Annotated in this window: 22 protein-coding genes and 1 tRNA gene; 11 read left to right on the forward strand and 12 right to left on the reverse strand. The window is 56.7% G+C overall.

Translation table 11 applies throughout. The features are described from left to right. Positions 1 to 2 precede the first annotated feature (2 nt). Genes ACOQOQ_RS14710 through ACOQOQ_RS14725 form a run of 4 tightly spaced genes read right to left on the reverse strand, consistent with a single transcriptional unit; the run spans position 3 to position 1,786 of the window. Entirely contained in the window at positions 3 to 749 is a 747-nt protein-coding gene (locus ACOQOQ_RS14710) for an ATP-binding protein (protein WP_420567743.1), read from the reverse strand. Further along, on the reverse strand, positions 749 to 1,237 hold the full coding sequence (locus tag ACOQOQ_RS14715) for a hypothetical protein (protein WP_420567744.1): 489 nt from the start codon (positions 1,235 to 1,237) through the stop codon (positions 749 to 751). The genes ACOQOQ_RS14710 and ACOQOQ_RS14715 overlap by 1 nt, the downstream gene beginning before the upstream one ends. A gap of 28 nt (positions 1,238 to 1,265) precedes the next feature. Beyond that, positions 1,266 to 1,577 (reverse strand): hypothetical protein, encoded by a 312-nt coding sequence (locus tag ACOQOQ_RS14720; protein ID WP_420567745.1) that lies wholly within the window; start codon positions 1,575 to 1,577, stop codon positions 1,266 to 1,268. Continuing rightward, on the reverse strand, positions 1,577 to 1,786 hold the full coding sequence (locus tag ACOQOQ_RS14725) for a helix-turn-helix transcriptional regulator (protein ID WP_420567746.1): 210 nt from the start codon (positions 1,784 to 1,786) through the stop codon (positions 1,577 to 1,579). Before ACOQOQ_RS14725 ends, ACOQOQ_RS14720 begins: the two co-directional genes overlap by 1 nt. A gap of 987 nt (positions 1,787 to 2,773) precedes the next feature. Here ACOQOQ_RS14725 and ACOQOQ_RS14730 point away from each other — a divergent pair. From ACOQOQ_RS14730 to ACOQOQ_RS14775, 10 genes are all read left to right on the forward strand, one after another. Further along, entirely contained in the window at positions 2,774 to 3,451 is a 678-nt protein-coding gene (locus tag ACOQOQ_RS14730; RefSeq protein WP_420567747.1) for an XRE family transcriptional regulator, read from the forward strand. Between the two features lies 1 nt (position 3,452). After that, the gene (locus ACOQOQ_RS14735; protein ID WP_420567748.1) at positions 3,453 to 4,184 is read left to right on the forward strand and encodes a hypothetical protein; all 732 of its coding nucleotides are present in this window, start codon (positions 3,453 to 3,455) and stop codon (positions 4,182 to 4,184) included. 126 nt (positions 4,185 to 4,310) lie between these two features. Beyond that, complete coding sequence (locus ACOQOQ_RS14740) at positions 4,311 to 4,559, forward strand: hypothetical protein (RefSeq protein ID WP_420567749.1); 249 nt, start codon at positions 4,311 to 4,313, stop codon at positions 4,557 to 4,559. Between the two features lie 76 nt (positions 4,560 to 4,635). Next, a complete protein-coding gene (locus tag ACOQOQ_RS14745; RefSeq protein WP_420569776.1) occupies positions 4,636 to 5,043 on the forward strand; it encodes a DUF2924 domain-containing protein in 408 nt (135 codons plus the stop codon). Then, a complete protein-coding gene (locus ACOQOQ_RS14750) occupies positions 5,043 to 6,368 on the forward strand; it encodes a recombinase family protein (protein ID WP_420569777.1) in 1,326 nt (441 codons plus the stop codon). Before ACOQOQ_RS14745 ends, ACOQOQ_RS14750 begins: the two co-directional genes overlap by 1 nt. Positions 6,369 to 6,813: 445 nt before the next feature. Further along, a complete protein-coding gene (locus ACOQOQ_RS14755; protein WP_420567750.1) occupies positions 6,814 to 7,818 on the forward strand; it encodes an HIT domain-containing protein in 1,005 nt (334 codons plus the stop codon). 482 nt (positions 7,819 to 8,300) lie between these two features. Further along, positions 8,301 to 9,350, forward strand: a complete 1,050-nt coding sequence (locus tag ACOQOQ_RS14760; protein ID WP_420567751.1) for a radical SAM protein — start codon at positions 8,301 to 8,303, stop codon at positions 9,348 to 9,350. Continuing rightward, positions 9,341 to 10,336 (forward strand): 2OG-Fe(II) oxygenase family protein, encoded by a 996-nt coding sequence (locus ACOQOQ_RS14765; RefSeq protein ID WP_420567752.1) that lies wholly within the window; start codon positions 9,341 to 9,343, stop codon positions 10,334 to 10,336. Before ACOQOQ_RS14760 ends, ACOQOQ_RS14765 begins: the two co-directional genes overlap by 10 nt. A gap of 537 nt (positions 10,337 to 10,873) precedes the next feature. Beyond that, positions 10,874 to 12,028, forward strand: coding sequence for an NYN domain-containing protein (locus ACOQOQ_RS14770; RefSeq protein ID WP_420567753.1), 1,155 nt, complete (start codon positions 10,874 to 10,876; stop codon positions 12,026 to 12,028). Between the two features lie 181 nt (positions 12,029 to 12,209). After that, positions 12,210 to 13,297 (forward strand): IS3 family transposase gene (locus ACOQOQ_RS14775; protein ID WP_420567754.1). Its coding sequence is split into 2 segments (ribosomal slippage): positions 12,210 to 12,459 and positions 12,459 to 13,297, totalling 1,089 coding nucleotides; the frame shifts between segments, so codons are not numbered across the junction. Between the two features lie 986 nt (positions 13,298 to 14,283). Here ACOQOQ_RS14775 and ACOQOQ_RS14780 read toward each other — a convergent pair. Continuing rightward, positions 14,284 to 14,373: transfer RNA gene (locus tag ACOQOQ_RS14780), tRNA-Ser, on the reverse strand. A gap of 142 nt (positions 14,374 to 14,515) precedes the next feature. Between ACOQOQ_RS14780 and ACOQOQ_RS14785 the strand changes: the two genes are divergently transcribed. Then, positions 14,516 to 15,649 (forward strand): AI-2E family transporter, encoded by a 1,134-nt coding sequence (locus tag ACOQOQ_RS14785; RefSeq protein ID WP_420567755.1) that lies wholly within the window; start codon positions 14,516 to 14,518, stop codon positions 15,647 to 15,649. Here the strand turns inward: ACOQOQ_RS14785 and ACOQOQ_RS14790 are convergent. From ACOQOQ_RS14790 to ACOQOQ_RS14820, 7 genes are all read right to left on the reverse strand, one after another. Beyond that, positions 15,646 to 17,976: a DUF3772 domain-containing protein gene (locus ACOQOQ_RS14790; RefSeq protein WP_420567756.1), complete on the reverse strand. Its 2,331-nt coding sequence runs from the start codon at positions 17,974 to 17,976 to the stop codon at positions 15,646 to 15,648. The two genes, ACOQOQ_RS14785 and ACOQOQ_RS14790, sit on opposite strands and share 4 nt — an antisense overlap. Positions 17,977 to 17,983: 7 nt before the next feature. Further along, positions 17,984 to 19,015, reverse strand: a complete 1,032-nt coding sequence (locus tag ACOQOQ_RS14795) for a cysteine synthase A (RefSeq protein ID WP_420567757.1) — start codon at positions 19,013 to 19,015, stop codon at positions 17,984 to 17,986. A gap of 51 nt (positions 19,016 to 19,066) precedes the next feature. After that, entirely contained in the window at positions 19,067 to 20,191 is a 1,125-nt protein-coding gene (locus ACOQOQ_RS14800; protein ID WP_420567758.1) for an NUDIX domain-containing protein, read from the reverse strand. Positions 20,192 to 20,206: 15 nt separating this feature from the next. Then, positions 20,207 to 20,650, reverse strand: coding sequence for a TrgA family protein (locus ACOQOQ_RS14805; RefSeq protein WP_420567759.1), 444 nt, complete (start codon positions 20,648 to 20,650; stop codon positions 20,207 to 20,209). Next, entirely contained in the window at positions 20,650 to 21,861 is a 1,212-nt protein-coding gene (locus ACOQOQ_RS14810; protein ID WP_420567760.1) for a class I SAM-dependent methyltransferase, read from the reverse strand. The genes ACOQOQ_RS14805 and ACOQOQ_RS14810 overlap by 1 nt, the downstream gene beginning before the upstream one ends. 77 nt (positions 21,862 to 21,938) lie before the next feature. Then, on the reverse strand, positions 21,939 to 23,357 hold the full coding sequence (locus ACOQOQ_RS14815) for a cryptochrome/photolyase family protein (RefSeq protein WP_420567761.1): 1,419 nt from the start codon (positions 23,355 to 23,357) through the stop codon (positions 21,939 to 21,941). A gap of 91 nt (positions 23,358 to 23,448) precedes the next feature. Next, on the reverse strand, positions 23,449 to 23,871 hold the full coding sequence (locus tag ACOQOQ_RS14820) for an HIT family protein (protein ID WP_420567762.1): 423 nt from the start codon (positions 23,869 to 23,871) through the stop codon (positions 23,449 to 23,451). Positions 23,872 to 23,887: the final 16 nt, after the last annotated feature.

The following is a 23,887-nucleotide window of genomic DNA, read 5'->3' on the forward strand; positions in this document are numbered from 1 at the left end:
GATTATTCAGGTTGAGGCATGGCTGCGAGGAACTCTGACCACTCGAGCGGTAGAGTGTCCGGCAGGCCGTAACGGTTCTTGGCGAGAAAGGCGGGGCGCTCTTCGGTGTGCATGACGCGCGCACCGGACCCGAGCGCCCGGGTCACCTTCTTGTTGAAGCCGACATCGGATTTGGCGACCGAGATCAGGTAGTTCGCGAAAAGCACCGCATCGGAATGTTCTTGCAGCAGCGCCGAAGCCCGGGTCTGCAGCTTGATCACATACCGGTCATAGGGTTCATGCTCTGGGCTGTCGAAGCGCTTGATGTCCGTGTGGGCGATCTGGATGACCACCATGCCCTTTCGGTCGCGAAGCGCGTTCAGCTTGTCGAGATACTCGCGCCAGACGGTCAGAGCTTCGGCGTAGCCCTTCCCGAAGCCCGGCGTTTCGATCGACTGCCAGCCGTTGCGTTTGCACGCTTCCGCCCAGATCAGCGGTTCCAGCCAGTCGACGCTGTCGACCACGACGGTGCCATAGTCGTGGTCTTCCTCAAGCAATGCCTCGAGTGCTTCTGCCACCTCGACATAGCTGGTCGCCAACGGAAAATGCGGGACCTGCAGCTTACCGAGGCCGTCCTCGGTCATGATGAATACCGGCGCGCCCGCGCCAGCCGCAAAGGTAGACTTGCCCACACCAGCGACCCCATGGATAAGGATGCGCGGCGGCTGAAGTACCGATGCTGTGCGCAGAGAAGAGAGAGAAATGGCCATCAGCGCACCTCCTCGTTCAGCACCAAACGGAACTTCGGCTTACCCGTGCGGACCGTGCGCGCAGGCTCAAACCCTTTGCGCCACGCCTCTGGAAGTGCTGTGTATTTGCGCTCGGACACCTTTAACGTGGTGTCGATGAACTCAGACGGATCCTCGCCAGCCGAGGCGATGTTTTCAGCTATCTGGGCGAGTTTCGCCTGATCCCAGTCGATCCGTTTCGCCAGGTCGGCAATCACGGTGACACCGCCATCTGCAAAGCGGATCGTGCCCGTGTCCTTGCCCGCGTCGTGACGGAGTTCAGCAGCACGGTCAGCATAACGCACCTCCAGAGCGAGGGCGAAGCGCTCGGTCACTGATTTCATGCGTGCAGCAGCGGTATCGATTTCCGCCTGAACAGCGGCAAGCAGCGACGGTGGCATGAGCGCCAGTTCTGTCACTGGCATGTTGAGCATGTCATCCACGCTCGGGATATTTTCGGGGTAAGCCATGTAGGTCTCCAATTCCGGGGCTTCAGTGTCACGCGGCTGGCAAGAGCCGCTCGGCGATGGGTTTGATTGGGGTGGTCGATTTCGATCGGGCGATCGCGAGGTAGGCAAAGCGATCAGGGGCGAGCCGTTCCTGGACGAGATGGACCAACCCCTGTTCGGCGGCACGCCAAGCCGCCGCAGCGAGATCTTGCAGTGCCCGTCTCTGGTCAGGTGTCAGCTTTGAGATGAGCGAAGCCGCATCGACCGCGAGGAACCCACGGTGATAGATCACGGCCGCGCCCGGCTCGGCCTGGGCCACCCAGGCACAGAAGCTGATTTCATCAGGTACCTCGGACAGCATCACGCCACCCGTGCGTCCAGGCTGTCGGCCGTCTGGCGTAAATGTGCCTCTTCATGTGCCAGCACATCCTCGAGGCGGTAAATGATCCGCCCACCGATTTTCATGAAGGCCGGACCTTGGCCGGTCCAACGCCAGCGCTCAAGCGTGCGGTGTGAGATCGTCCAGCGCCGCGCTAGCTCCTTTTGTGTGAGGCAGGGTTTCTGCTGCATCTCTGTCTCCTCTGATGATTACAGAGCGAAGATGCGAAATCCTGACGTGGGATGTCGTCGGGATCGGCGATGGATATAGAGGGGGATGGGATGGCCCTTGGAAACAAGGCGGCGAATTAGAAAGGGGGATGAGCATCCACCACTCATCCCCCTCTCGATCCCCCCGCCATCCCCCACCTGAGGGGATGTAGGTCGCCTAGTCGACCCTCAACCGGTAGCTACCGCGCCCATCGGAATGAATCAGCTCCCGCCAGTTTTTCTTCGACTTGAAAACATCCGCCATCTTGAGGCTCTTCGAGCGGGCCGCTGCCAGGATCTGCTTTCCGCTCTGCCAGGGCTGACCGGATTGCGCAGCCGCATGGAGCGCGCGCACGACTTCCGCTTGTATGGGCCCCAATTGGAACTGAAGGCCGTTGCAGCGCACGTCCTTGTAGTCACGCGAAGCGATGAAGGTCCGGTCCTCACAACTATCGTTGCCAGCGTGAAACCTGATTTTATTTCAAAGAGATCGCGCTCTCTACGCCGCAGGAGAAGATCCCCAATCACCACGTAAAGAGGCGCGTAGTCGTCTTGGAGACAAGCATAGCCTGAAGGGCCCGAGCGAAACTCACTCAAGCGCACTTCGCCCGATCGAAACAAGTGAAAGACATCGCAGGCATGCAGATCAAGAAGGCCGCTGAAGTATCGCTGGTCTTCTGGCACACGGAACCGCGCACCGTCGGAATCTTCCTCGTATCCCCCGATCTCGAGCGGTAGGTCGAAGACACGGATCGACAGCCGCAGCTGGTCGTTCTCAGCAAGATAGACGAGATCATCCTCTGGAATGGACCATCGCTCGAGAATCTCAGGCAGAGAGAAGTAAGCCTTTTCTATATCCATCTGCCCCCCGAATCTTGCGTGCAATCGTTCCTTTTTTGTTCTAATATCTTGACCAACGTCGTGCAATCCTATCTTATCCTATTTAATCCACACTTCCTTGGGGATAATATGGACGTCCACCACACGCTCGCCGATCGTCTCCATGCCCGCGCCAACCAGCTCGGCCTGAGCCCTGCCCATGTTGCCGAGATGGCCGGGGTCAATCGTTCCTTCGTCTACGACATCCTGCGTGGCCGCTCGACGCGGCCTGGAATCGACCGCCTCGCGGAGGTCGCGCGTGTCTTGAAGGTGGAACTCGACTGGTTGATCCACGGCATAGGTAATGTCGAAGGCACCCCTCCGTTCATCGAGAACCCGGACGATGCTTTCGTTTCGATCACCCACGCGGGCGTCAGGCCTTCAATGGGCGGCGGCGCCGTTGTGCTGGATGAGCAGGAGGCGCCAGGACGCGCCTACCACTTCCGGAGATCGTGGATCAAACACGGCCTCAAGGCATCGCCCTCGCAACTGCGGATCATGAAGGTCGAAGGCGACAGCATGGAACCCACCCTCCTTGAAGGCGATACGGTTCTGGTCGACATGACGCGAAAAGCGCCAAGCCCGCCTGGTATCTTTGTTCTTGACGACGGCATGGGACTTGTCGCCAAACGCCTGCAGCACGTTCCGAATAGCGAGCCACCAGCGGTGCGCGTGATCTCTGACAACAAGCATTACCCCGAGTACGAGCGCACGGCTGACGAGATCAATATCGTGGGGCGGATCCGCTGGTTTGCACGGGAGATTTGAGATGATCGAATTTCGCCCCCTCGCCGACGATGAACCTGCCTTAAGCTTTTCTCCACTCTTGCGCGGAGTTCTGAAAACCTTCGCCTACATCCAGGAGCATGGCTCCATCGGCCTCACCCCGTCCAAAGCCTTCAAGCGGAATTTCGTTCACTGGGCCGCGGCGAAATTCGACTGGCCCGGCTATACAGAGGCGGATCTCTTCGCGGTCAACAAAGTGCTCAACGAACATGACTTCATACCGCTCGGCGATATTCACTTCCTGCTGACCACCCTGAAAATGGGTCGGCACTACAAGGGAAATTTCAAGCTGACGAAGTCAGGGGCGGAACTGACCCATCATCCCGGCCGCCTGTTCGGGATCATTACGCCGTTTTATCTGTTTGAAATCGATCATTCAGGTTGGTCACGGACCCCGGACCAAACGCTTCCGGGCAACTGGGACGTCTTCCTCAACGTCCTCAACGTCGAGACTGAGGACGGCGCATCGGGCGCCTACCTGCGACAGATCTTGTTCGGCGAACCCGATCCCAGCGCCTTTCCACGCTACGATGAGATGATGGGCAGCCTTTACACTCAGATCCTGCGCCCCCTTGTCTGGACAGGCCTGCTTCAGGAAACCCGGCCCAACAAGTCCTTTCGCACACAAGACAGCCTGTTCACCAAGACACCGCTTTGGAAGGTCGCCCTGAAACTCGAAACAGATTCGATGGTGAGATCCGCGACACGGCACTGAACGGCCCTGCGACGCAAACCCGATCCTGCACGCAGCATCCCGCACTAGCCCCGCAACCCATTGTTATAACTTGAATACCAGCGCCGCTTGCAGCCCAGATAGGGCAGCAACCCGAAAGGCGCTTCAATGCTTGATGATCTCTCCACCCCGGTTTCGGGCCCCAATCCCTTGTGCCCGGACAAGATGTCTGGCCGTGCACGCTTCGAAGAACTCGGTCGCATCCTGGCGGCAGGCGTCATTCGACTGAACGCCGCGCAGTCCAGTTCTTTATCTGCCGATATCGGAGACAGTTGCGTGGACTTCTCGCTCCGAAAGAGCGGTGGTCGTCGTGCAAAACGCTTGCCGCTAGGAGGAATTGATGAGGCATCACAATAAGATAACCGCAACTCAGCCCAGGCGAGACCCTGGGGTAGACCAAACCGCTTTGGCCCGTCTGGCCGCCTTGAAGCTCATGACGGTGAAGGAGCTAAAGGCCGAATGGGATAAGCTTTTCGGCAGCGCCGCGCCGAACAATAGCCGCAAGTTCCTGGAATTCAGGATCGCCTACCGCATCCAGGAGCTGACATACGGTGGCCCTGACCAGGAAACGCATCGCATGTTAGACCTGCTGGCCGACGAGGTCGAAGGACATGCGCGGCGGAAGCACCGGATCGCGGATCCCCGAAATCCCGTCACAGGTACCAAACTCATTCGCGAGTGGGATGGTGTCGAGCACACCGTCACCGTGCTGAAAGACGGCTTCGACTGGCAAGGCCAAAAGTTCAAATCGCTCTCGGCCGTGGCCCGCACCATTACCGGCACTCGGTGGAATGGCTATCGCTTCTTCGGGCTGCGTGAGCGCAAGCGGGAGGAAGCATGATGGATATCCCTGCCCGCCCGAACCGCCGCCTGCGCTGTGCCATCTACACCCGCAAGTCGACCGAAGAAGGGCTCGATATGGAGTTCAACACCCTCGACGCCCAGCGAGAGGCCTGCGAGGCTTACATCGCCAGTCAGCGGTCTGAGGGTTGGGTCGCCACCCGCGATCGCTATGACGATGGCGGGTTTTCTGGTGGCAATCTTGAACGGCCCGCCCTGAAAGAGCTTCTAAGGGACATTGAGGATGGGTTGGTCGACGTGGTTGTGGTCTACAAAATCGACCGCCTGTCCCGGTCGCTGATGGATTTCTCCAAGCTGGTTGAGATCTTTGACCGCAATGGCGTCACCTTCGTCTCAGTCACCCAGGCCTTTAACACCACGACCTCAATGGGACGCCTGACACTGAACATCCTGCTCAGTTTCGCCCAGTTTGAACGCGAGGTCATCGGTGAGCGGATCCGCGACAAGGTGGCCGCCTCCCGCAAGCGCGGTATCTGGATGGGCGGCTATGTGCCTCTCGGCTACGATGCCGTAGATCGCAAACTGGTGGTGAACGACACCGAGGCCGCGTTGGTCCGTCATATCTTCGAGAGATTTGTCGAACTTGGGTCCGCCACAATACTAGCGCGCGAACTCCGTCGCGATGGATACCGAAACAAACAAGGCAAGTTGATCGACAAGGGCTATCTCTATCGACTGCTCAAAAACCGCGTTTATTGCGGGGAAGCCGTCCATAAAGGCACGGCTTATCCCGGTGAGCATAAGGCGATCATCGACGAATCCCTCTGGGACAGGGTACACGCCATCCTGCAAGAAAGCCCTCGCAAACGCGCCAACAACAGCCGATCCCAAACCCCCGCTCTCCTGAAAGGGCTGATCTTCAGCGACACAGGCGCAGCCATGACGCCAACCAGCACGAAGAAGGGCGCGAAGCTCTACCGCTACTACGTATCCATGGACGTCATCCGGAACCGCGAGACCGGCGAAGAGACCGCCCCCATGCGGCTGGCGGCTGGAATGGTTGAGGACGCGGTCGTGACCGAGGTTCGGCGCATTCTTCAGACGCCAGAGGTCGTGACGCAGGTGATGGCTGCCCTGAAAAAAGAACAAGGGGCAGTTTCAGAAGCCGACGCCATCGCAGCGCTGCAGGAGTTCAGCGCGCTTTGGGCGCGACTATTTCCAGCTGAGCAAGCACGGATCATCCAGCTACTCGTCCGGCGCGTCACCGTGACCACCGCTGGGCTCGAGGTGGACATTCGCCGTGAAGGCATCGCGGGGGTCATCCGCGAAATGGTCGCCCCACGCGGAATGGAGACGGCGGAATGACAAAGCCCGACGACACTATCCGCGTCCTAATCCCCCTGAAGGTTCGTAAGAAGAACGGTCGGCCCAAGATAATGCCGCCCGCCGATTACAGGCCAAGCGACGACCAAGCCCAAGATCCACACATACTACGCGCTATTGGCCGGGCCTGGGGCTGGCGGCGGCGCATGGATGCTGGCGAGTTCAGCACAATCCAGGAACTGGCTGAGGCCGTCGGGTTGGCTGAGCGTCATGTCAGCCGCCAGCTCCGGCTTGCATACCTCGCGCCGGAGGTGCTGAAGCGGTTGACTTGCGGGCGGGAGACCATTGCTGTGTCAGTCGTGCAGCTAAATAAATGCGCGGCAATGCCATGGCTAGACCAGGCTGGGGTGGTGTTTGGCAGAACGGCAGATGCTCCAAGGTATTACCAAGGCTAGATTTTTCTCGACTTATCGGCCACCTTCAGGTCATGAGCAGCAACCTGTCCTTTCAACAGCTTGAGACCTACATTCGCGAACAGATGCGCATGTCGCATGTCTATCAGCCGGTCATGCTTCAGGTCCTGCTGGAAAAGGGTGGCACTGCCTCGACAGAAGACGTTGCGAAAGCACTGCTGAGCTACGATCGCTCACAGGTCGAATACTATGAGATCCGCACCAAAAATATGGTGGGCAAGGTTCTCACCCAAAATGGCGTAATCGAACCGATCAAGGATGGGCGGCGCATTGTCGGATACCAGCTTGCAGCCGGCGATCTGTCTGAACAGGAAATCGCGGCGCTCATTGATCTCTGCCAGCAACGTCTGGCCGCATACATCAACCAACGCGGAGATGGAATCTGGGGGCACCGGGGGATTGCAGATGGCTATGTCCCCGGCTCTGTCAGGTATGAGGTGCTCAAGCGGGCCAAACATCGTTGCGAGCTATGCGGCGCCCATGAAGAGCAGGCAGCCCTGCATGTGGACCACATCGTGCCCCGCGCAAAAGGCGGCAACGACGAATTGAGCAATTTCCAGGCGCTCTGCATCACATGCAATACGAACAAGCGCGACCGGGATGACACTGATTTTCGTGGTATTCTGGCCTCGTACGACGTTCGAGAAAAAGACTGCCTGTTTTGTGGGATAGAGAGCGACAGGATCATCGCAGAAAACGAATTGTGCTACGCGATCCGTGACGGCTTTCCCGTTACGCCATTGCACACGCTGGTCATCCCCAAGCGGCATGTGGCCGATTACTTCGACCTCTATCAGCCTGAGTTGAACGCGATCCAGGCGTTGCTCTACGAACAGCGCGAGCAAATTCGTGCCGCAGACCCCGCCGTCACAGGCTTCAATGTCGGGATCAACTCCGGGGCCGATGCCGGTCAAACCATCTTCCATGTGCACGTTCACCTGATCCCGCGTCGTAAGGGGGACGTTGCCGATCCCCGCGGCGGCGTGCGTGGGGTGATTCCGGAGAAGCAGAAGTATTAGGATGAACAGCGATCAGTTCACCCCGCAATTTCCCTTCGCAGATTGGCCCAACCCAGAGGTCCCAGCGGTCGTCTCAGGAGTCTAGTAAGCAAGCTTGACCACGCAAAAGATGCTGCGTAACCTCACTGCAAGTGATGTGAGTTGCTCAGGTTTTAGTAAATTTCGCGATAATCCCGCTCCAGAAAAGAGGCTAGCATGTTAGATGATTTTGAGGTCGTAGTTTCGGATGAATTCCTTAAGAAGATGGAAGAGGAATTCGAATTAAGTATGAAAACATTTGGCTCCAAGGACGCCTTTACCTCTTATAATAGAGGTGGAGGACCTAAAGGTCAGTACGATCGCACTTACACAAAACACACCGGGCGATGAATGAAGGGTCAGCGGAAATATTAAATCGTCCACGTCCAGAGTGTTTTGGAAGAAATACGTCACCTTCCGTCGAGGTAGATAGCCTTGTTGTAAAGATTGCATCACGGTGCAACATGGATTGTGACTATTGCTACATTTATCACCATCAGGATGATAGCTGGCAGAACATGCCACGAACTATGTCCGATGAGACCGTGAATGCATTGATTGAAAATGTGTCTATGCTGTACGAGAGGCAGCATCACAAACCTCTCGTTGTATTTCATGGTGGCGAGCCGTTGCTATTCGGGGTCAGAAGGTTTCGAAGCCTAGTTGAAAAATTTGTGGGCAGAATTCCGGGCGTAAGGCTAAGCATTCAAACAAATGGAACTATTTACAACGATCAGCTTGAAAAGTTGCTTCTTGAATATCGTGACTTTCTCACATTTTCACTTTCAGTTGACGGATTTAGGGAAGAAAATGACAGACACAGACTAGGCCTGAAAGGCCAAAGTGTTTTCGCAAAAATTGAGAAAACCATTCGAAAGAGCAGGCAATCAGGATTATTGGACAATATCCTAATCGTGGTAGATACGAAGAATGATCCCTCCAAGATATTTGCCTTCATGGTTGACGCGGGAGCACAAACCTACAACTTGATCCTGCAAGATGGTGACCGAAAGAATTTACCGCCCGGAAAAGAGGCATTGAACTCAACTGAAGTCGGAGAGTGGTTAACAAAACTTTTCTACATTTACGCTCAAAGTGATTTGAAGTTCCGCATTCAAATGTTTGATGAAATGGTTGTTGGGCTACTAAAAAAACAGCGCTCTGTGGCTTTCCCGCCGGTCACACATCTTTCCTGCACTATGACAATCGATACCGATGGAGAGATAAAACAGACTGATACATTCCGTGTAAATGCAAACAATGCTGACCAAATCACAGGCTCCAACGTCACTACACATTCCATTTTTGACTCTGCAAATTCTCAACAGAACATCGATTTTGTTTTGAGTACAAGCAGCCTTGTCAGAGACTGCCGTGACTGTGCGTATCTCAATGTATGTGGGGGTGGTTATGAACAGCATAGATTTGATGGAGTGAGTTATCGGAATCCCTCTCTGTACTGCTCAGATTATAAGCTTCTGTTTGCGAATATGGAGCGCATAATATGCCCTTGAAGCCCAACATCGTACGCCTCTCTCAAGATTGTTGGGGTAGCGCTTCACTACAGGGAATCTTTGAAACCAGTTTCTACAATGCACTTTATGCGGGCTTTGAATCTTTACCATGGATGGAGGCGAGACAAAGCTTTTATCGTCAGCGCGAAGTCAACCTGAAACATTCTGAGTATTATCAAGAGCTATTTTCGTCGAATATACGTAAATCGATAGCAGCAAAGTTGAGTAATTTCTTCAACGTGCAGTTGGGGGAGGATTTTGACGTAGCTGCACACAAGATGATTGCGGGTGACTATATCGGCCCCCATACAGACCAAAACAAGATTGGTGAAACTCATCGGTTGACGGTCACTTTCAATTCAGGCTGGCAAAGCTCTCAGGGCGGTGTCTTGCTCGTTTTGAAAGATGGAAGTCCGAAAAATATTCAGGATGCTTGGTTACCCACGGCAAATAATGGCTTTCTATTCGAAATCACCGATGATTCTTATCACGCAGTGACCCCAATTGTCGGTGAAGAACCAAGATTTAGTGTGATTTTCACATTCAAAAGCAAAGCTGAAAAAGTAGATTCAGGGAAGTTGAATTGGATGCCGTTTCCCATGAGAGACGATGTTTTGAGTGCAAAATATACAGCGTCAGATTTAGGAGTGTCTGAGTCAACATTTGATACCGATTACGAATTTCGTAAGTTTGGATCAATTAGAGAGTTTAAGTTGTTTGTAAAAAACGATTTGAAAAACGCCCCTGTCAATTGGTCTTATACTTTGGGGGGATCAGTCAGTACCGAAATTGATGGTCGCCATCCGCCTCAAACGGACGTCGAGCGACTTTCACAAATTGGCAAGTTGCATAGAATTCCTCCGATAATTTTGGTCCGGCGAAGCAATGGTGAACTCTACTTAACCGATGGCAGTCATCGATTAAGCTATTCGGTGGATAATAAAGCTAACCTGGGCGTGGTTATCTATGATGAAGTAATCTCTTAAATGGAACTCTGGTCTGGCTCCTGATCGAGTTTATGCGGCTCGGGTTACCTAAGTTTTGTGAAGAACAAGTTTGAAAAATGGATATCCAAAGTGTCCGAAAAAGGATGATACAAAAATCAGATTCTGACTCGAATTCTATCTGGATCACACACCTTCGTTGTACAGTACGCGTTGTCCCGATCACACGGCCGGTTGACAATTCCAAGGTAGGAGTTCATCGATCCGGGGTGTTTGTGCCCGTGGACGATGGCCTTGAAGTGTAGCGGTCAGCCATTCGTTTGGATCAACAAATCTCAGTGTCTGCTTGATCGCCAAGGAATAACTGAGCGATATTGATATGCCTTTGGGATGACCTCCACCGATGCCCACATTCCCAGACCAACACAAACGCCCACCGTGTTGCCAATGCCCATCGCCCACATATAATGAACGAAATTTCATAGACTTGCGAGCGAGCGAATGACCGCGACCAGCCCTCTTGAACCTCTCCTACGTCGACGCTCTCGCATAAAAAGGCTGACCGAACAGAATCGAGCCATGCAGGAGGCACAAAGAAGGCTCCGGGATTCTATCGAGAGCTACAACGCGTTCATACCGGAAGTCGAATTAGAAAAAATTAAACGTTTCGAAAGTACCTCAGTTGGCCTCTCTCAAAAGATAGCGGACGAGGAAGTTAACAAGGCGAACCTTGAGAACCTCCTAAAGGATACCCGTGCGACCCAGATCAATCCTCTTGTATTCTGGAAGTTTTTTTCAGCAGAACAGAAACGGCTACGCCTCGAAGCCAATCAACTTCGAAAGGAAATATCTGCAACAAATGAGAACATGGTTAGTGACAATGAGGCGCTATCCAAGGTGAGATCAGACTTAAGCTCGGCAAAAAAGCGTATTTCTGAACACGAGTGCTTCGACCTCAGTGAAGCAGAAACGCAGCTTGCAGCTATTCAACCAAAAGCTCGCCAGACTGCTAGCGAGTTGGCTGTGGCAAGGGCCGAACTCGAAAGGATTGAAGAAAAGATCCGACCCCATTCGCAGGAACTTGATCGCCTAAAATCAGAGTTAGAAACTTTCAATTCTGACATCGCAAAGGCAGATCGTCTTGATCGAGACTTGACCGCTGCAGAGAACAGTTACGAACGGGCAATGATTCACCAGGAATGCGAAGAAAAATTCGGCTCTGGCAGCCCGAGGCATGTAATCAATGATCGAAGAGGAAAAATTCGGCGGCTTGAAAACAACATTCCAAAACTCGAGCGCCGTATTCGAGACGAGTTGAAAAAACTTGATCGAAAAATTTCGCATCTCGTGATCGATGGGAACAACGTCTGCTATGAGGGGCAATCATTTATTGGTTTGCGAGGGATTTCCGCGTTGCTTGAGGCGCTGGGTGATCGCTTCAAGGTAACTGTCGTGTTCGACGCATCAATTCGCGCTATGCTAAAGTCAGACAGCCAAGGCATTGAAAAGGTACTTGGCCCCAAGGCCGCCACACACGTTGCTCCAACCAAGACAGCAGCGGACGAGTATCTGTTGAAGCTAGCCGGGAAAGATCAGAGCGTCTTCATCCTCAGTAATGATCGTTTTGCGGAATATCACGACTATGACGTAGTGAAATCACGCCGCGTCCTGAGGTTCCTCATAGCCGACGGCAAGTTAATGGCAAATGAGCTCGATATTTCCATAAGCTTCTGACCAAAAATAAAGCCTGAAACGAGCCGATCTCTTAAACACAAGGCATTACCACCCACTCTGCTAACGATAGGAGTTATTGGTAAACTTACCGCTGCCGTGGCATTTGTTGGGTAATCCCCCCAACAATTAGTGGTGTTCAGAAGTAGGATTTTTCCGGCAGAAATGACCGAGGAGAATTCGGATGAAGAAAGCAAAATTCAGCGATGCTCAGATTATGGCGATCCTACGCCAAGCGGAGAACGGCGTGCCTGTGTCAGAGCTTTGCCGCGAACACGGCATGAGCAGCGCCAGTTTTTACAAATGGCGTGCCAAGTTCGGAGGAATGGATGCCAGCATGATGTCCGAGATGAAGGCCATGGCGGAGGAAAACCGCCGCCTGAAGCGCATGTATGCCGAGATGAGCATGCAAAACGACTTGCTGAAGGAAGCTTTGGGAAAAAAGCGTTAAGGCCGTCTCAAAGGAAAGAGATGGCCGAGAATGCTGTGTCAAATCACGGCGTCAGCATCGCGATGGCTTGTCGGACCTTCCAGATCAGCGAGACCTGCTACCGATACGAGCGCAAGCTTTGTGATGAGAATGCCGAGATCGCGGACTGGCTGGTGCGCCTGACGGCCAATCGTCGGTCATGGGGCTTTGGTCTGTGCTTTCTATATCTGCGCAACGTGAAAGGCTTCAAATGGAACCACAAGCGGGTCTATCGCATCTATTGCGAGTTGGAGCTGAACCTGCGCATCAAACCCAAGAAGCGCTTGAAACGCCCCAAACCCGATGAACTGGCCGTGCCTGACGCGCCCAACCAGACATGGTCGATGGACTTCATGGCGGATCAGCTGGCGGACGGGCGGTCGTTCAGGACTTTGAACGTGTTAGATGACTTCAACCGCGAGGGGCTAGGGATCGAGGTGGACTTCTCGCTGCCTGCCATGCGTGTTGTGCGCAGCCTGAACCAGATCATCGAATGGCGCGGCAAGCCTGAGACGATCCGTGTGGACAACGGCCCTGAATATGTCAGTGGCTTGCTGATGCTATGGGCTGAGAAACGTGGCATCGCCATTGAATATATCCAGCCCGGCAAGCCGCAGCAAAACGCCTACATCGAGCGATACAATCGCACGGTGCGGCATGAATGGTTGGATCAAAACATCTTTGAAACCATAGAGGAGGCGCAGGATCAGGCCACGAAATGGCTCTGGACTTACAACAACGACCGGCCCAACATGGCCATCGGCGGCATCACACCCGCAATGAAACTGAAAACAGCCGCATGAGTTCTACGGCTGAGCCCCATTAAAAATGGGGGGATTACCGTTGCACGTCACCATACGCTTCCCAGTGCCGCTACAGCGATTGCAGGTGGCTTGCTTTCCGGACGCATAGATACCGCTACCGGAACATCTTCGACATTGATTTTCCCCATAACGGCCGGTTCCACCACAGGTCCAGCATTCGCGCTCCGGGAACGTAAAAACTCCCGTGCCGCTGCACGTCCTGCAAGTGATCTGCTTCTGTCCAGCGCCGTCGCATTTGAAGCAAATCCCACTTTCCCGGGTCGAGACATGATCGCGAAATACTCCAGGTGAATAATTTCGCTTTACTTCAGTACCGTCTCTCTTCCGTGCGTGTTCGGTGGCCCCGCTCCAAAAAAGGTTCTCGCGGACAGTTCCTTCCTCAATGACCCTACCGTGTTTGACGGTTTTTGTCCGCGTTTTGTTCCCAAAGAAGCCAGTGCCGTGTGTGTATGTCTTGGTCTTCCCGGAGTCGTGATGCTTAACGACCTTTTTCTTTCTGCCGAGCCAGTCTGTTTTGTAGTGAACAGTGGTACCTACACCAAAGGCTGATTTGAATAGCGTTTCAAGGAGTCCGCTTTGGCGACGTCGACCCATATCTCCTCCCTTAAGAGTTCCCTCGTCAACGCTACGAATGGAAAGCCTGTTTGTCATTAGAGACTTCACGCGGTCTTTCGCATCAGCCCGCACAATCACGCCGCCTTCGGGTGTCTCTGTTCGCACCCCTAGCGTTCAAAATCACCGCAACTGCGGCGCAGTCTATTATCGCCAAGCATCTGAAAAGACGTCCAGTTTCAAATCCGTCCCAATCTGGGTGGAGGGCGGATGGAAAGAGACGCAGGGCGTTCGGAGACCGATTTCGGGCCAGGGGCCAGTCTCCGAAAGTCGGATGGCCACGTTAAACCCCTTTGAACGAAAAAGAAAAAGGCCCCGCGCTGGGGCCTAATCTCGGGTTTGCAATGTGCAAGTGGCGGAGAGACAGGGATTCGAACCCTGGAGACGGTTTCCCGCCTACACACTTTCCAGGCGTGCGCCTTCGACCACTCGGCCACCTCTCCGTTCGGCCCTTCTAGCCAAAGCTTGGCGGGGAATGCAAGCCCTCAAACGCGCAGAAATCAAAGCTTTGTGCACCCGTTGTAACCCGCCCCCTGATCCCGCATAATCGTCTGGACTTTCTTACGCGCGATCATGTCTGGAAAAATGAACAAATCCTTTCGACGCCCCCCACCCCCGCGGCAGGTTCTTGGCTACCAGCGGTCGGCGCAGCTTGACAGGCTGCAAACCGGCGCTCTGTTGATCATCGCCTTTGCGGTGGTGCTGTTCTTGCTGGTGCAGGCGCGGTTCCTGTTGATTTCACTGGCCACGGCGATCGTGCTGTTCAGCTTGACCTCGGATGCGATCAACTTCATCGCGCGCCTGAAGGTCGGGCCGTTTCGGATTCCCAGTTTTGTTGCCTCGGTCGTGGCGCTGGCGCTGATCTCGGCGGCGTTGCTAACGCTGACCTCGATCATCCTCAGCCAGGTCAACACGGTTCTGGCAACCACCGTCAGCTATGCCGAAAGCGCACCGTCAGCCATTGCGGCCATGTTTGCATGGCTGGGCGAAGATGTGCAGATGGCCGTGTTCAATTCGGTCAAATCCATCGAAGTCGCGGGCTATTTGCGCACTGCCGCCGGCCAGGCGGGCAACCTGATGTCGGCCACGGTGCTGGTGATCCTGTTCGTCGGCTTCCTCTTTGCCGAGCGTATCTGGTTCGCGACCAAGCTGGAAAACCTGTTCAATGGTGACGAGGCACAGGCCCGTCAAGTCGGACGCATCATCTCGACCATCATCCACCGGGTGAACTATTACTTGCTGGTCAAAACCGGCGTCAGCGCGGTGACCGGCCTGATGGTTTTCGGCGTTGCCACCCTTGCTGATTTGGAACTGGCCGGCCCGCTTGGTATCCTGACCTTTGTTCTGAACTACATCCCCAATGTCGGCTCGATTGTCGCGACGATCCTGGTGGCGCTGGTCACCTTCGTACAGACCGCCGATCCGGGGGCAACCTTGGCCGTGTTCATCGTGGTCACCGCGATCCAGTTCATGAACGGCAGCGTCATCGACCCGCTGCTGATGGGCCGCGCGCTGCGCCTGTCCTCGTTCGGGATCATCATCAGCCTGGCCTTCTGGGGGGCCGTTTGGGGCGTTCCAGGGATGTTCCTGTCGGTTCCGATCATGGTGGCCATGCTGATCGTCTGCTCGCAGGTTCCCGCCCTGCGCCCCCTGGCCGTGCTGCTGAGCCGCCAGGGACTGCCCGAACCCAATGACGAGTTGGAAGCCAAAGGGGATTAATCGCCCTTCAACGCCTCGGGGTTGCGCAGCCACAAGTCGCGCTGCGCGAAGGGGATCTCGATGCCTTCTTCGGCGAAGCGGCGGGCGATTTCATGGTTCAGATCGGATTTCACCGTCAAGGACCAGTTCACATCCCGCAGAATGGCCCGGATTTCAAAGTCCAGAGAATCCGCGCCAAAGCCTGTGAAAATCACCCCCGGACGCGGGTTCAGCAGCACCATAGTATGGGCCTCGGCGATCTCGCGCAGGATTGCCTCGACCTTTTTGGTATCGGTGCCATAGGCCACGCCAACCTTCAGGATGATCCGCCCGATGGTATTGCCGCGGGTGTAGTTGGTGACGGTGCCGCTGACCAGATCGGCGTTGGGCACGATCACGTCGGTGCGGTCGAAGGTTTCGATCCGGGTCGAGCGTACCGAGATATCGCGCACATATCCCATCTTGCCACCGACCTCGATCCAGTCGCCCTCGGACACCGGGCGCTCGATCAGCAGGATTATGCCCGAGACGAAGTTTGACACGATATTCTGCAGGCCAAAGCCAATGCCCACAGACAGCGCGCCGGCAACGATGGCGATCGAGCTTAGGTCAATCCCGGCACTGGTAATCGCAACCAGCGCGGCCAGGAAAACCCCCACATAACCCACACCCGACACGATGGCGGTCTGGCCACCTTTGTCGATCTTAGTTTTGGGCAGAATCGAGCTGCGCAGCGCCCCCTGCACCACCCGCGTCAGCATATAGCCAAGGGCGAAAACCAGGGCGAACATGATGAAATCAGTGGGCGAAATCCGCGTGTCCCCGATTGAGAACCCGGCACGGAAGGTGGTCCACAGCTCGGTCAGCTCGGCCACGCGCACGCCCCAGATCAGGGCCAGCGCGGGGATCGCCAAAAGCGTCAGGAAAAAGCCGATCAGGACGGGCCAAAGGGCCTCGGCCACGTCCTCATCGGGTCTTGTGACCATGCGGTAGATATCGCTGACCAGCTTTTGCAAAACCACCACGAAGCCCAGCAGCGCAAAGGTCAGCACCGCGGGATAAATCAACGCCGAGGCCGCCCGCATATAGCCCACTGCCCAGATCACCGGAGCGACAATGGCCACGATCTGCGCGGCCCGAAACAGGGCGCGGGCGATGCGGTTGCGATACCCGATTTCGTGTTCGTCCTCGACATCCAGGCTGATCTGGCCTGCGATGAACTGCCCCATGCGGAACAGCACCAGGCCGGTCATGCAAACGATGGGAAAGCCGATGACGGCATCGGCCTCGGGCGAGAAATTCCCGATCGATCCCAGCACCTCGGCGACCGAGCTGAGCACCGCCAGAACGGCCAGGATTGTCGTGTAATTACGGGCTTCTGCGCGGCGCTCGGGGGCGACGCGGATGGGGGCAACACCCTCGCCCTCGGGGAACAGACGATCCGCCAGCCAGCGGGCGACGATAATGCCCAGACCCCAGGCCGGGATGTAATTCAGTAAGGTCGTGCCACGCAGCCCGACAAAGCCGGTTTCGATGATCGCCTGACACAGCAGTAACAGCCCGCCCATGGGCACCAGCACTTTGCCAAGCGAAACCAGGAACTGCCACACGTCCCCGCCCCGCTCCGAGGCCGCGCGCGCGCGTTTCCCAAGACGGGTGAACCAACGGCGCGCCCGCGCAATCAGCAACAGCCCCAGCGCGGCCATGCCCAGTGACACAGGTGCGGTGTCGCGGAATTCGGCCTGACGAACGTCATTTTCCCAATTGCCCTGAATCTCTGTCCACAGCAGGCGGAAGGTCCAGGAAAACTCTTCAAGGCTTTGCGCCCAATAGCCGGGATTCAACGGGGACGGGCTGAGAGAGACCAGCGCCTCGGCCTGACGTTCGCGGATAATCCGGTCAATTTCGGCGATCAGGCCGGCTGCGCGTGTATGTGCCTCTTCTGCGGCCAGAACGGGGGCCTGAAGGCGGGCCAGCTGCGCCTGCAACTCGGCGCGGCGATTGGCGATCTCGGCCTCTTCCTCGCCGGTTTCCGGCACAGGACCAAGCGCCGCGATCTGGGACTGGATGGTCTGGATACGGGCCTTGTTGGTGTTTTGCGCGGCCAGGAAGGTGTCGCGCCAGTCCGCGATTTCCCCGCGCAGCGTTTCAAGCGCCGCATTCGAGGCTTTGCCAGCCTCAAGTGCGGCCTCGGCGCGGACGGCCGTGGCCTCCCACAGTTGATAATCGATGACCGATTGCGTGGCGCCTTCGGCCGGCAATGGCGCGTCCTGCGACATGGCCGGAGAGGCCAGCGCCACACACAGCGCCAACCAAAAGGACAGGATCAGGCGCGCCATCATGGTCATATCGACGTTAGTCCTCGAACACCGTGGGGACGGCGGGCGGCTCGTTGGCCAGCCAGCCAGGCACCGGCAAGCCCTTAGAGGCCAGGAAGTCCGGGTTATAAAGCTTCGACTGATACCGCGTACCGTAATCGCACAACACGGTCACGATCGTGTGCCCGGGGCCCATTTCCTTGGCCATGCGGATCGCGCCCGCGACGTTGATCGCAGAGGACCCACCCAGGCACAGACCTTCGTCCTGCAGCAGATCAAACACATAAGGCAGCGCCTCGTTGTCTGAAATCTGATAGGACATGTCCGGCGTGAACCCTTCAAGGTTGGCAGTGATACGCCCCTGCCCGATTCCCTCGGTGATCGAGCCGCCCTCGGATTTCAGCTCGCCGCTGGTGTAGAACGAGTGAAGCGCCGCGCCCATGGGGTCGGCCAGCCCGATTTTCACTCCGCGATATTGCAGCGCCTCGGCCACACCGGCCAGCGTCCCGCCCGAACCGACCGCGCAGATAAAGCCATCAACCTTGCCGCCGGTCTGGTTCCAGATCTCGGGGCCGGTGGTTTCCACGTGGGCCTGACGGTTTGCGACGTTATCGAACTGGTTCGCCCAGATCGCGCCGTTAGGTTCGGTTTTAGCAAGCTGCTCGGCCAAACGGCCCGAATAACGCACATAGTTGTTCGGATTTTTATAGGGCGCCGCGGGCACCTCGATCAGCTGAGCGCCCGCAAGACGCAGCATATCTTTCTTTTCCTGGCTCTGCGTTTCAGGAATGACGATCACGGTTTTGAACCCCATCGAGGCGCCAACCAGCGCCAGGCCGATGCCAGTGTTGCCAGCGGTGCCCTCGACGATCGTTCCGCCGGGTTTCAACTGCCCCTTGGCCACGGCATCCTTGATGATGTACAGCGCTGCGCGGTCCTTGACCGACTGGCCCGGGTTCATGAACTCGGCCTTGCCCAGAATTTCGCATCCCGTCTCTTCGCTGGCCTTGTTCAGGCGAATAAGAGGGGTGTTGCCGACGGCCTCGGCCAGATCACGAGCGAATTGCATTGTCTCTCCCTTTCCGGTTCTCCCTAGCTCTATGGTGCCAGCGAGGGGAACTCAAGCACCTGCGCGCAAACGATCACGATGATTTGCCAGCCAGAACAGCGCCATTTGCAGTGGAACAACCCGGATTTCCCCATCTGTCAGCATTTTCATCGCCCTGTCGAAGCTGAACACATAGCTGCGGATGTTTTCATTTTCCGAGGCCAGCCCCCCGGTGCCCTCGATTCCATCGGGCAGATCGGCCAGCCCGAGATAGACATGGAAATATTCGTTGCTGCAACCGGGCGTCGGATACCCGCGCGAGATCAGCTCAAGCCCTGTCAGGTCCAGACCGGCCTCTTCGCGCGCTTCGCGTATGGCCGTGGTTTCGGGCGTTTCCGAGGCATCGATGCGCCCCGCGATGGGTTCCAGCTGCCAGGGCACACGATCGCCGCGCGTCCAGGGGCCCATGCGAAACTGTTCCACCAGCATGATCCGATCACGCAGCGGGTCATAGGGCAGCACCAGCGCCGCATCTGTCGCCCCGAACGAGGCATAGTTCACCTCGTCGCTGAAACTGCCGTCATGGTGGCGGAATTTGAAGCGATAGGATTCCACGCCGAAATATTCAGCATAATCATAGCTGTGCGCGGCAACCTGTACATCGTCACGGGTCAAACCGCTGGGCGCATCGGGGACATCCTCGGCACGTCCCATCACGTAAGAGGCTGCACGCATCTCGATCATCGGGTAGATCTGTGCCACCTGCCCGGCGGTCTTGCGCCCACGCCATTGCATCACTTCACCAGCGGCACGAACGGCAATCGCCCCGCTGCGCGCCTGCCAGTTTTCCAGATCGAAGGGCGCGGCACGATCAAAGCGGCCGGCGGGTGTCATCCAGACCTCGGCCTCCTCCGGCCCATGTTCAGTCTGCACCGAAAGCTGTGTCAGATCATACCCAAAGCCGCCTTCGTAATAGATCAGCCGCTCCAGCGCGTCACCATCCACCCCGACGGCCAGCAGGCCCGAGCATTCAAGGGTCGGATCGGGATCCAGAAAGGGAAACCGCTGACCGGCTGCAACGAAAGCCCCGTGGCCCGGCAGCACAGCGGGCACCAGACGAAAATCCGGGTCTCCTCCTAAAACGGTCCGCAGCAACGACTCGCACCGCAAAGTGCCGTAAAAGAACAGGTTTTTCATCTATCAACTTTTGGTTTATCGCCAAACTCGGTTGGCCAGCTCGGCTGTCACGCCCGCAATGATACCGCCGATCAGCACCAGCCCGATTACATCCGGATTGATCAGAACCAGCAGGTATTCCCAGCACATTTCAAACACGTCCAGAATAGCATCGGTCGGCCCGTCGTACCGTCCTTTCAGCGACATGCGCAGCATCTCGTTCATGGCTTGCAGCAAGATCGCCCAGAACATCAGGACAAACGCCCCGGTAAGGCCATTGCCGATCGCGGCAGACCGTCCGCGTCCCGCGCGGCTTCCGATCACTCTCCAGCCGATGACAAGCCCCAAACAGATATTCACCTGGTCGAACCAGCCGAAATTCAGCCCCTCGGGCAAATACGGTTTGACCGTTTGCGAAGCAATCCAAGCCGTTGCGGCCAGAATAAGGGCGGCGATCAGCCGAGCGGCAGTGGGCATCATCAGAGAGAGGGCCTTTTAATCGTAATCTGTGTCACGTCGCAGTTTCCCCCCTGAAACGAGCCGGCACAAGAGGTCAGATAGAAATTCCACATGCGTTTGAAGCGCTCGTCAAAGCCCATGGCCTCGACCTCGTCCCATTTGTCGTTGAACGTGTCGTACCAGCGGCGCAGGGTCTGGCTGTAGCTGTCGCCAAACTCGATCGAGTGTTGCACCTGCAGACCGGCCTTGGCCACTTCTTCGCGCAGGGCACTGGGACTGGGCAGCATACCGCCGGGAAAGATGTATTTCTGGATGAAATCCACACCCTTACGGTATGTTTCAAAACGCTTTTCCTGAATCGTGATGATCTGGAGCGTCGCGTTCTTTCCCGGCTTTAAGCAGTTGCGCACCTTGTTGAAATAGACGGGCCAGTATTTCTCGCCGACGGCCTCGAACATCTCGATACTGGCGATGCCGTCATATTGCCCGGTCTCATCGCGATAGTCCTGCAAGCGCAGATCGACAAGGTCGGAAAGTCCTGCCTTTTCAATGCGGTCCTGGGCATAGCTCAACTGTTCCTGGCTGATCGTCAGCCCCGTCACTCGCAGCCCGCGTTCTTTGGCCGCGTATTCAGCGAACCCGCCCCAACCGCAGCCAATTTCCAGCACATGATCGCCGGGCATGGCGCCCATCTGGTCGACCATGGATTCGTATTTTTGGATCTGGGCTTGCTCCAGGCTTTCTTGTCCGGTTTTGAACAGCGCGCTGGAGTAGGTCATCGTGTCATCCAGCCACAGCCCGTAGAAATCATTGCCCAGATCATAGTGGTAGCTGATGTTCTTCTTGGCCTGCTTCTTGGTGTTCGAATTCATCCAGTGCCGCAGCCGTTCATAGGCCCGCACAAGGAACATTCCGGGAAAGCCCTCGTACAGCTCGTCATTGTCCGAGTGCAGGAAATCCAGGAACGCCTGCAAATCGGGGCTGTCCCACCAGCCTTCTAGGTAGGCGTCACAAAACCCCAGATCGCCCTCGCGGATCAGGCGCGTGAACGTGTCTGTGTTAATGATGTTCAGCGTTGCCACGGGGCCGGGTTCAGGCGCTTGGGCGCGAAAGGTACGCCCGTCGGGCAGCACAAAATCCAGCCGCCCGCGCCGAATGCCCTTGGCCAGTTGGAACACCGCGGGAAAATATCGCGGCAAGTCAGGTTGGTTTTTCGTCTCCGTCAGGATCATCCGCATCTCCCCTTGCGGTTTCTCCTGTGCAGGCTGGCAAGAAATTCGCGTTCGGGCAAGTTTTTCGTGCAAAACCCTTAGAAATCACGGGCTTCATAGGCGGAAACTGCGCGTTTTCGCCCCTCGGGCAGGGGTATGATCGGCGCTGGATAGCGATCGTTAGGCAAGATATTCCAACTGCGCGGGACCGCTTGGAAAAACGCAAGCGCCGTTTGCGGCGGGCAATCCTGCCCCTCGGCCAGCCAGGTTTTAACGTAGGCACCCTCTGGATCATGGGTCTTGGCCTGGGTTTCAGGGTTGAAAATCCGAAAAAAGGGCGCCGCATCCGGCCCCGAACCAGCAACCCATTGCCAGCCCATCGCATTTGCAGCCGGGTCCCAATCGGTCAGGCATTCGGAGAACCAGTCTTGCCCGATACGCCAGTGTGTCATCAAATGCTTGGTCAGGAACGAGGCAACGATCATCCGCGCGCGGTTGTGCATCTGGCCGGTCACATACATCTGGCGCATGGCCGCATCGACCACGGGGATGCCGGTGCGTCCTTGTTTCCAGGCGATAACCTCGGGGGCGCCCGGGTCAGTGCGCCATGGAAAACGGTCCCATCCTTCTCGCCAGTTGTCGGTCAGCATGCGGGGCGTGTGGTGGGCCAGGTGATAGGAAAACTCGCGCCAAACCAGTTCCTTAAGGTACGTTTCGGCGCCGGAACAGCCCTGATGCCACCGATCTTGCGCCGCGGCCCAGCACTGGCGCGCCGAGACCTCGCCCAGGGCCAGGTTCTGCGACAACCCCGAGGTTCCGTCTTCGGCCAACCGATCCCGGCGCGTCTTATAGAGTTGCATGGCCGTGTCCCTGAACCATGCCAGTCGGTCCAGGGCCGCCGTCTCGCCCACGCGTTGATGGGGGCGCAGAACCTCTGCGCCTCGGTTCATCGAGGCGCTTAGCTGCCAATCCGCCAGATGCTCGCTGGCGGGCCATTTGTCTGGGGCGGGGATCGTGCGTGGTGCTGGCAGGGGCGCCCCTGGTTGGCGGCTTTGTACCGCCCGCCAGAAGGGTGAATAGACACGGTAGGGCCCGCCCTGCCCGGTCTGCACCGTGTGCGGTTCGAACAAAAGCTGACCGCTAAAGCTGCGCGCCGAGATACCCCGTGATTTCAGCCCGGATTTGACGGCTGTGTCCCGCGCAACAAATGCCGGATCGAAATTGCGCGACCAGAACACTGCATCCGCGCCGGTTTCTTGGATCAGATCGCTCAGAGCCGCCAAGGCGGGCCCCGAACGCAAAATCAAGCGACTACCCACTTGCGCCAACCGGGCCGACAAGTGCTCCAGTGCCAAATTCAACCGGAACTTCGGGGCAGCGCCCAGCCCATCCACCAGATCGTCACGGATAAAGACCGGGATCACCACCCCTTGCGCGCAGGCGGCGGTCAGCGCGGGATGGTCCGACAGGCGCAAGTCGCGGCGTAACCACAGAAGAGTAACAGGGGCCTTGGTCATAATTTTCCCTAGGTAGTACCCCCTGAATACGGGCTGAACGGCCACCCGGATCAAAGAAAACGCCGCCCCGATCATAGGGCGGCGTTTTGGATCACATCCCGGCCAGGGCCGCGCGGATCTTGTCAGCGTTGGCTTTCAGCACGGCCATGTCCTCCATCTTGCCGGGCGGGCGCAGGCTGACACCTTCGTGGCGGGGCAGAACGTGGTAATGCAGGTGGAACACCTCTTGCCCGCCGACGCCTTCATTGAACTGTTGAACGGTAACGCCGCCCGCGCCGAACGCTTTCATCACCGCATGGCCCATCAGGCGCGTGGTGCGCAGGCAGGCAGTCAGTTGATCGTCGGACGCGTCCAGCATGTTGCGGCAGGGCGTTTTCGGAATGATCAGGCAATGGCCTTCGGCGCGAGGCATGATGTCCATGAACACATAGGTTTCGTCATCTTCGTAGAGTTTTTCTGACGGGATTTCGCCGCGCAGGATCTTGGCGAAGATATTGTCATTGTCATAGGCCATCTGGGCTCTCCTGAAT

This window comes from Thalassovita sp., assembly GCF_965218685.1.
Lineage (GTDB): Bacteria > Pseudomonadota > Alphaproteobacteria > Rhodobacterales > Rhodobacteraceae > Thalassobius.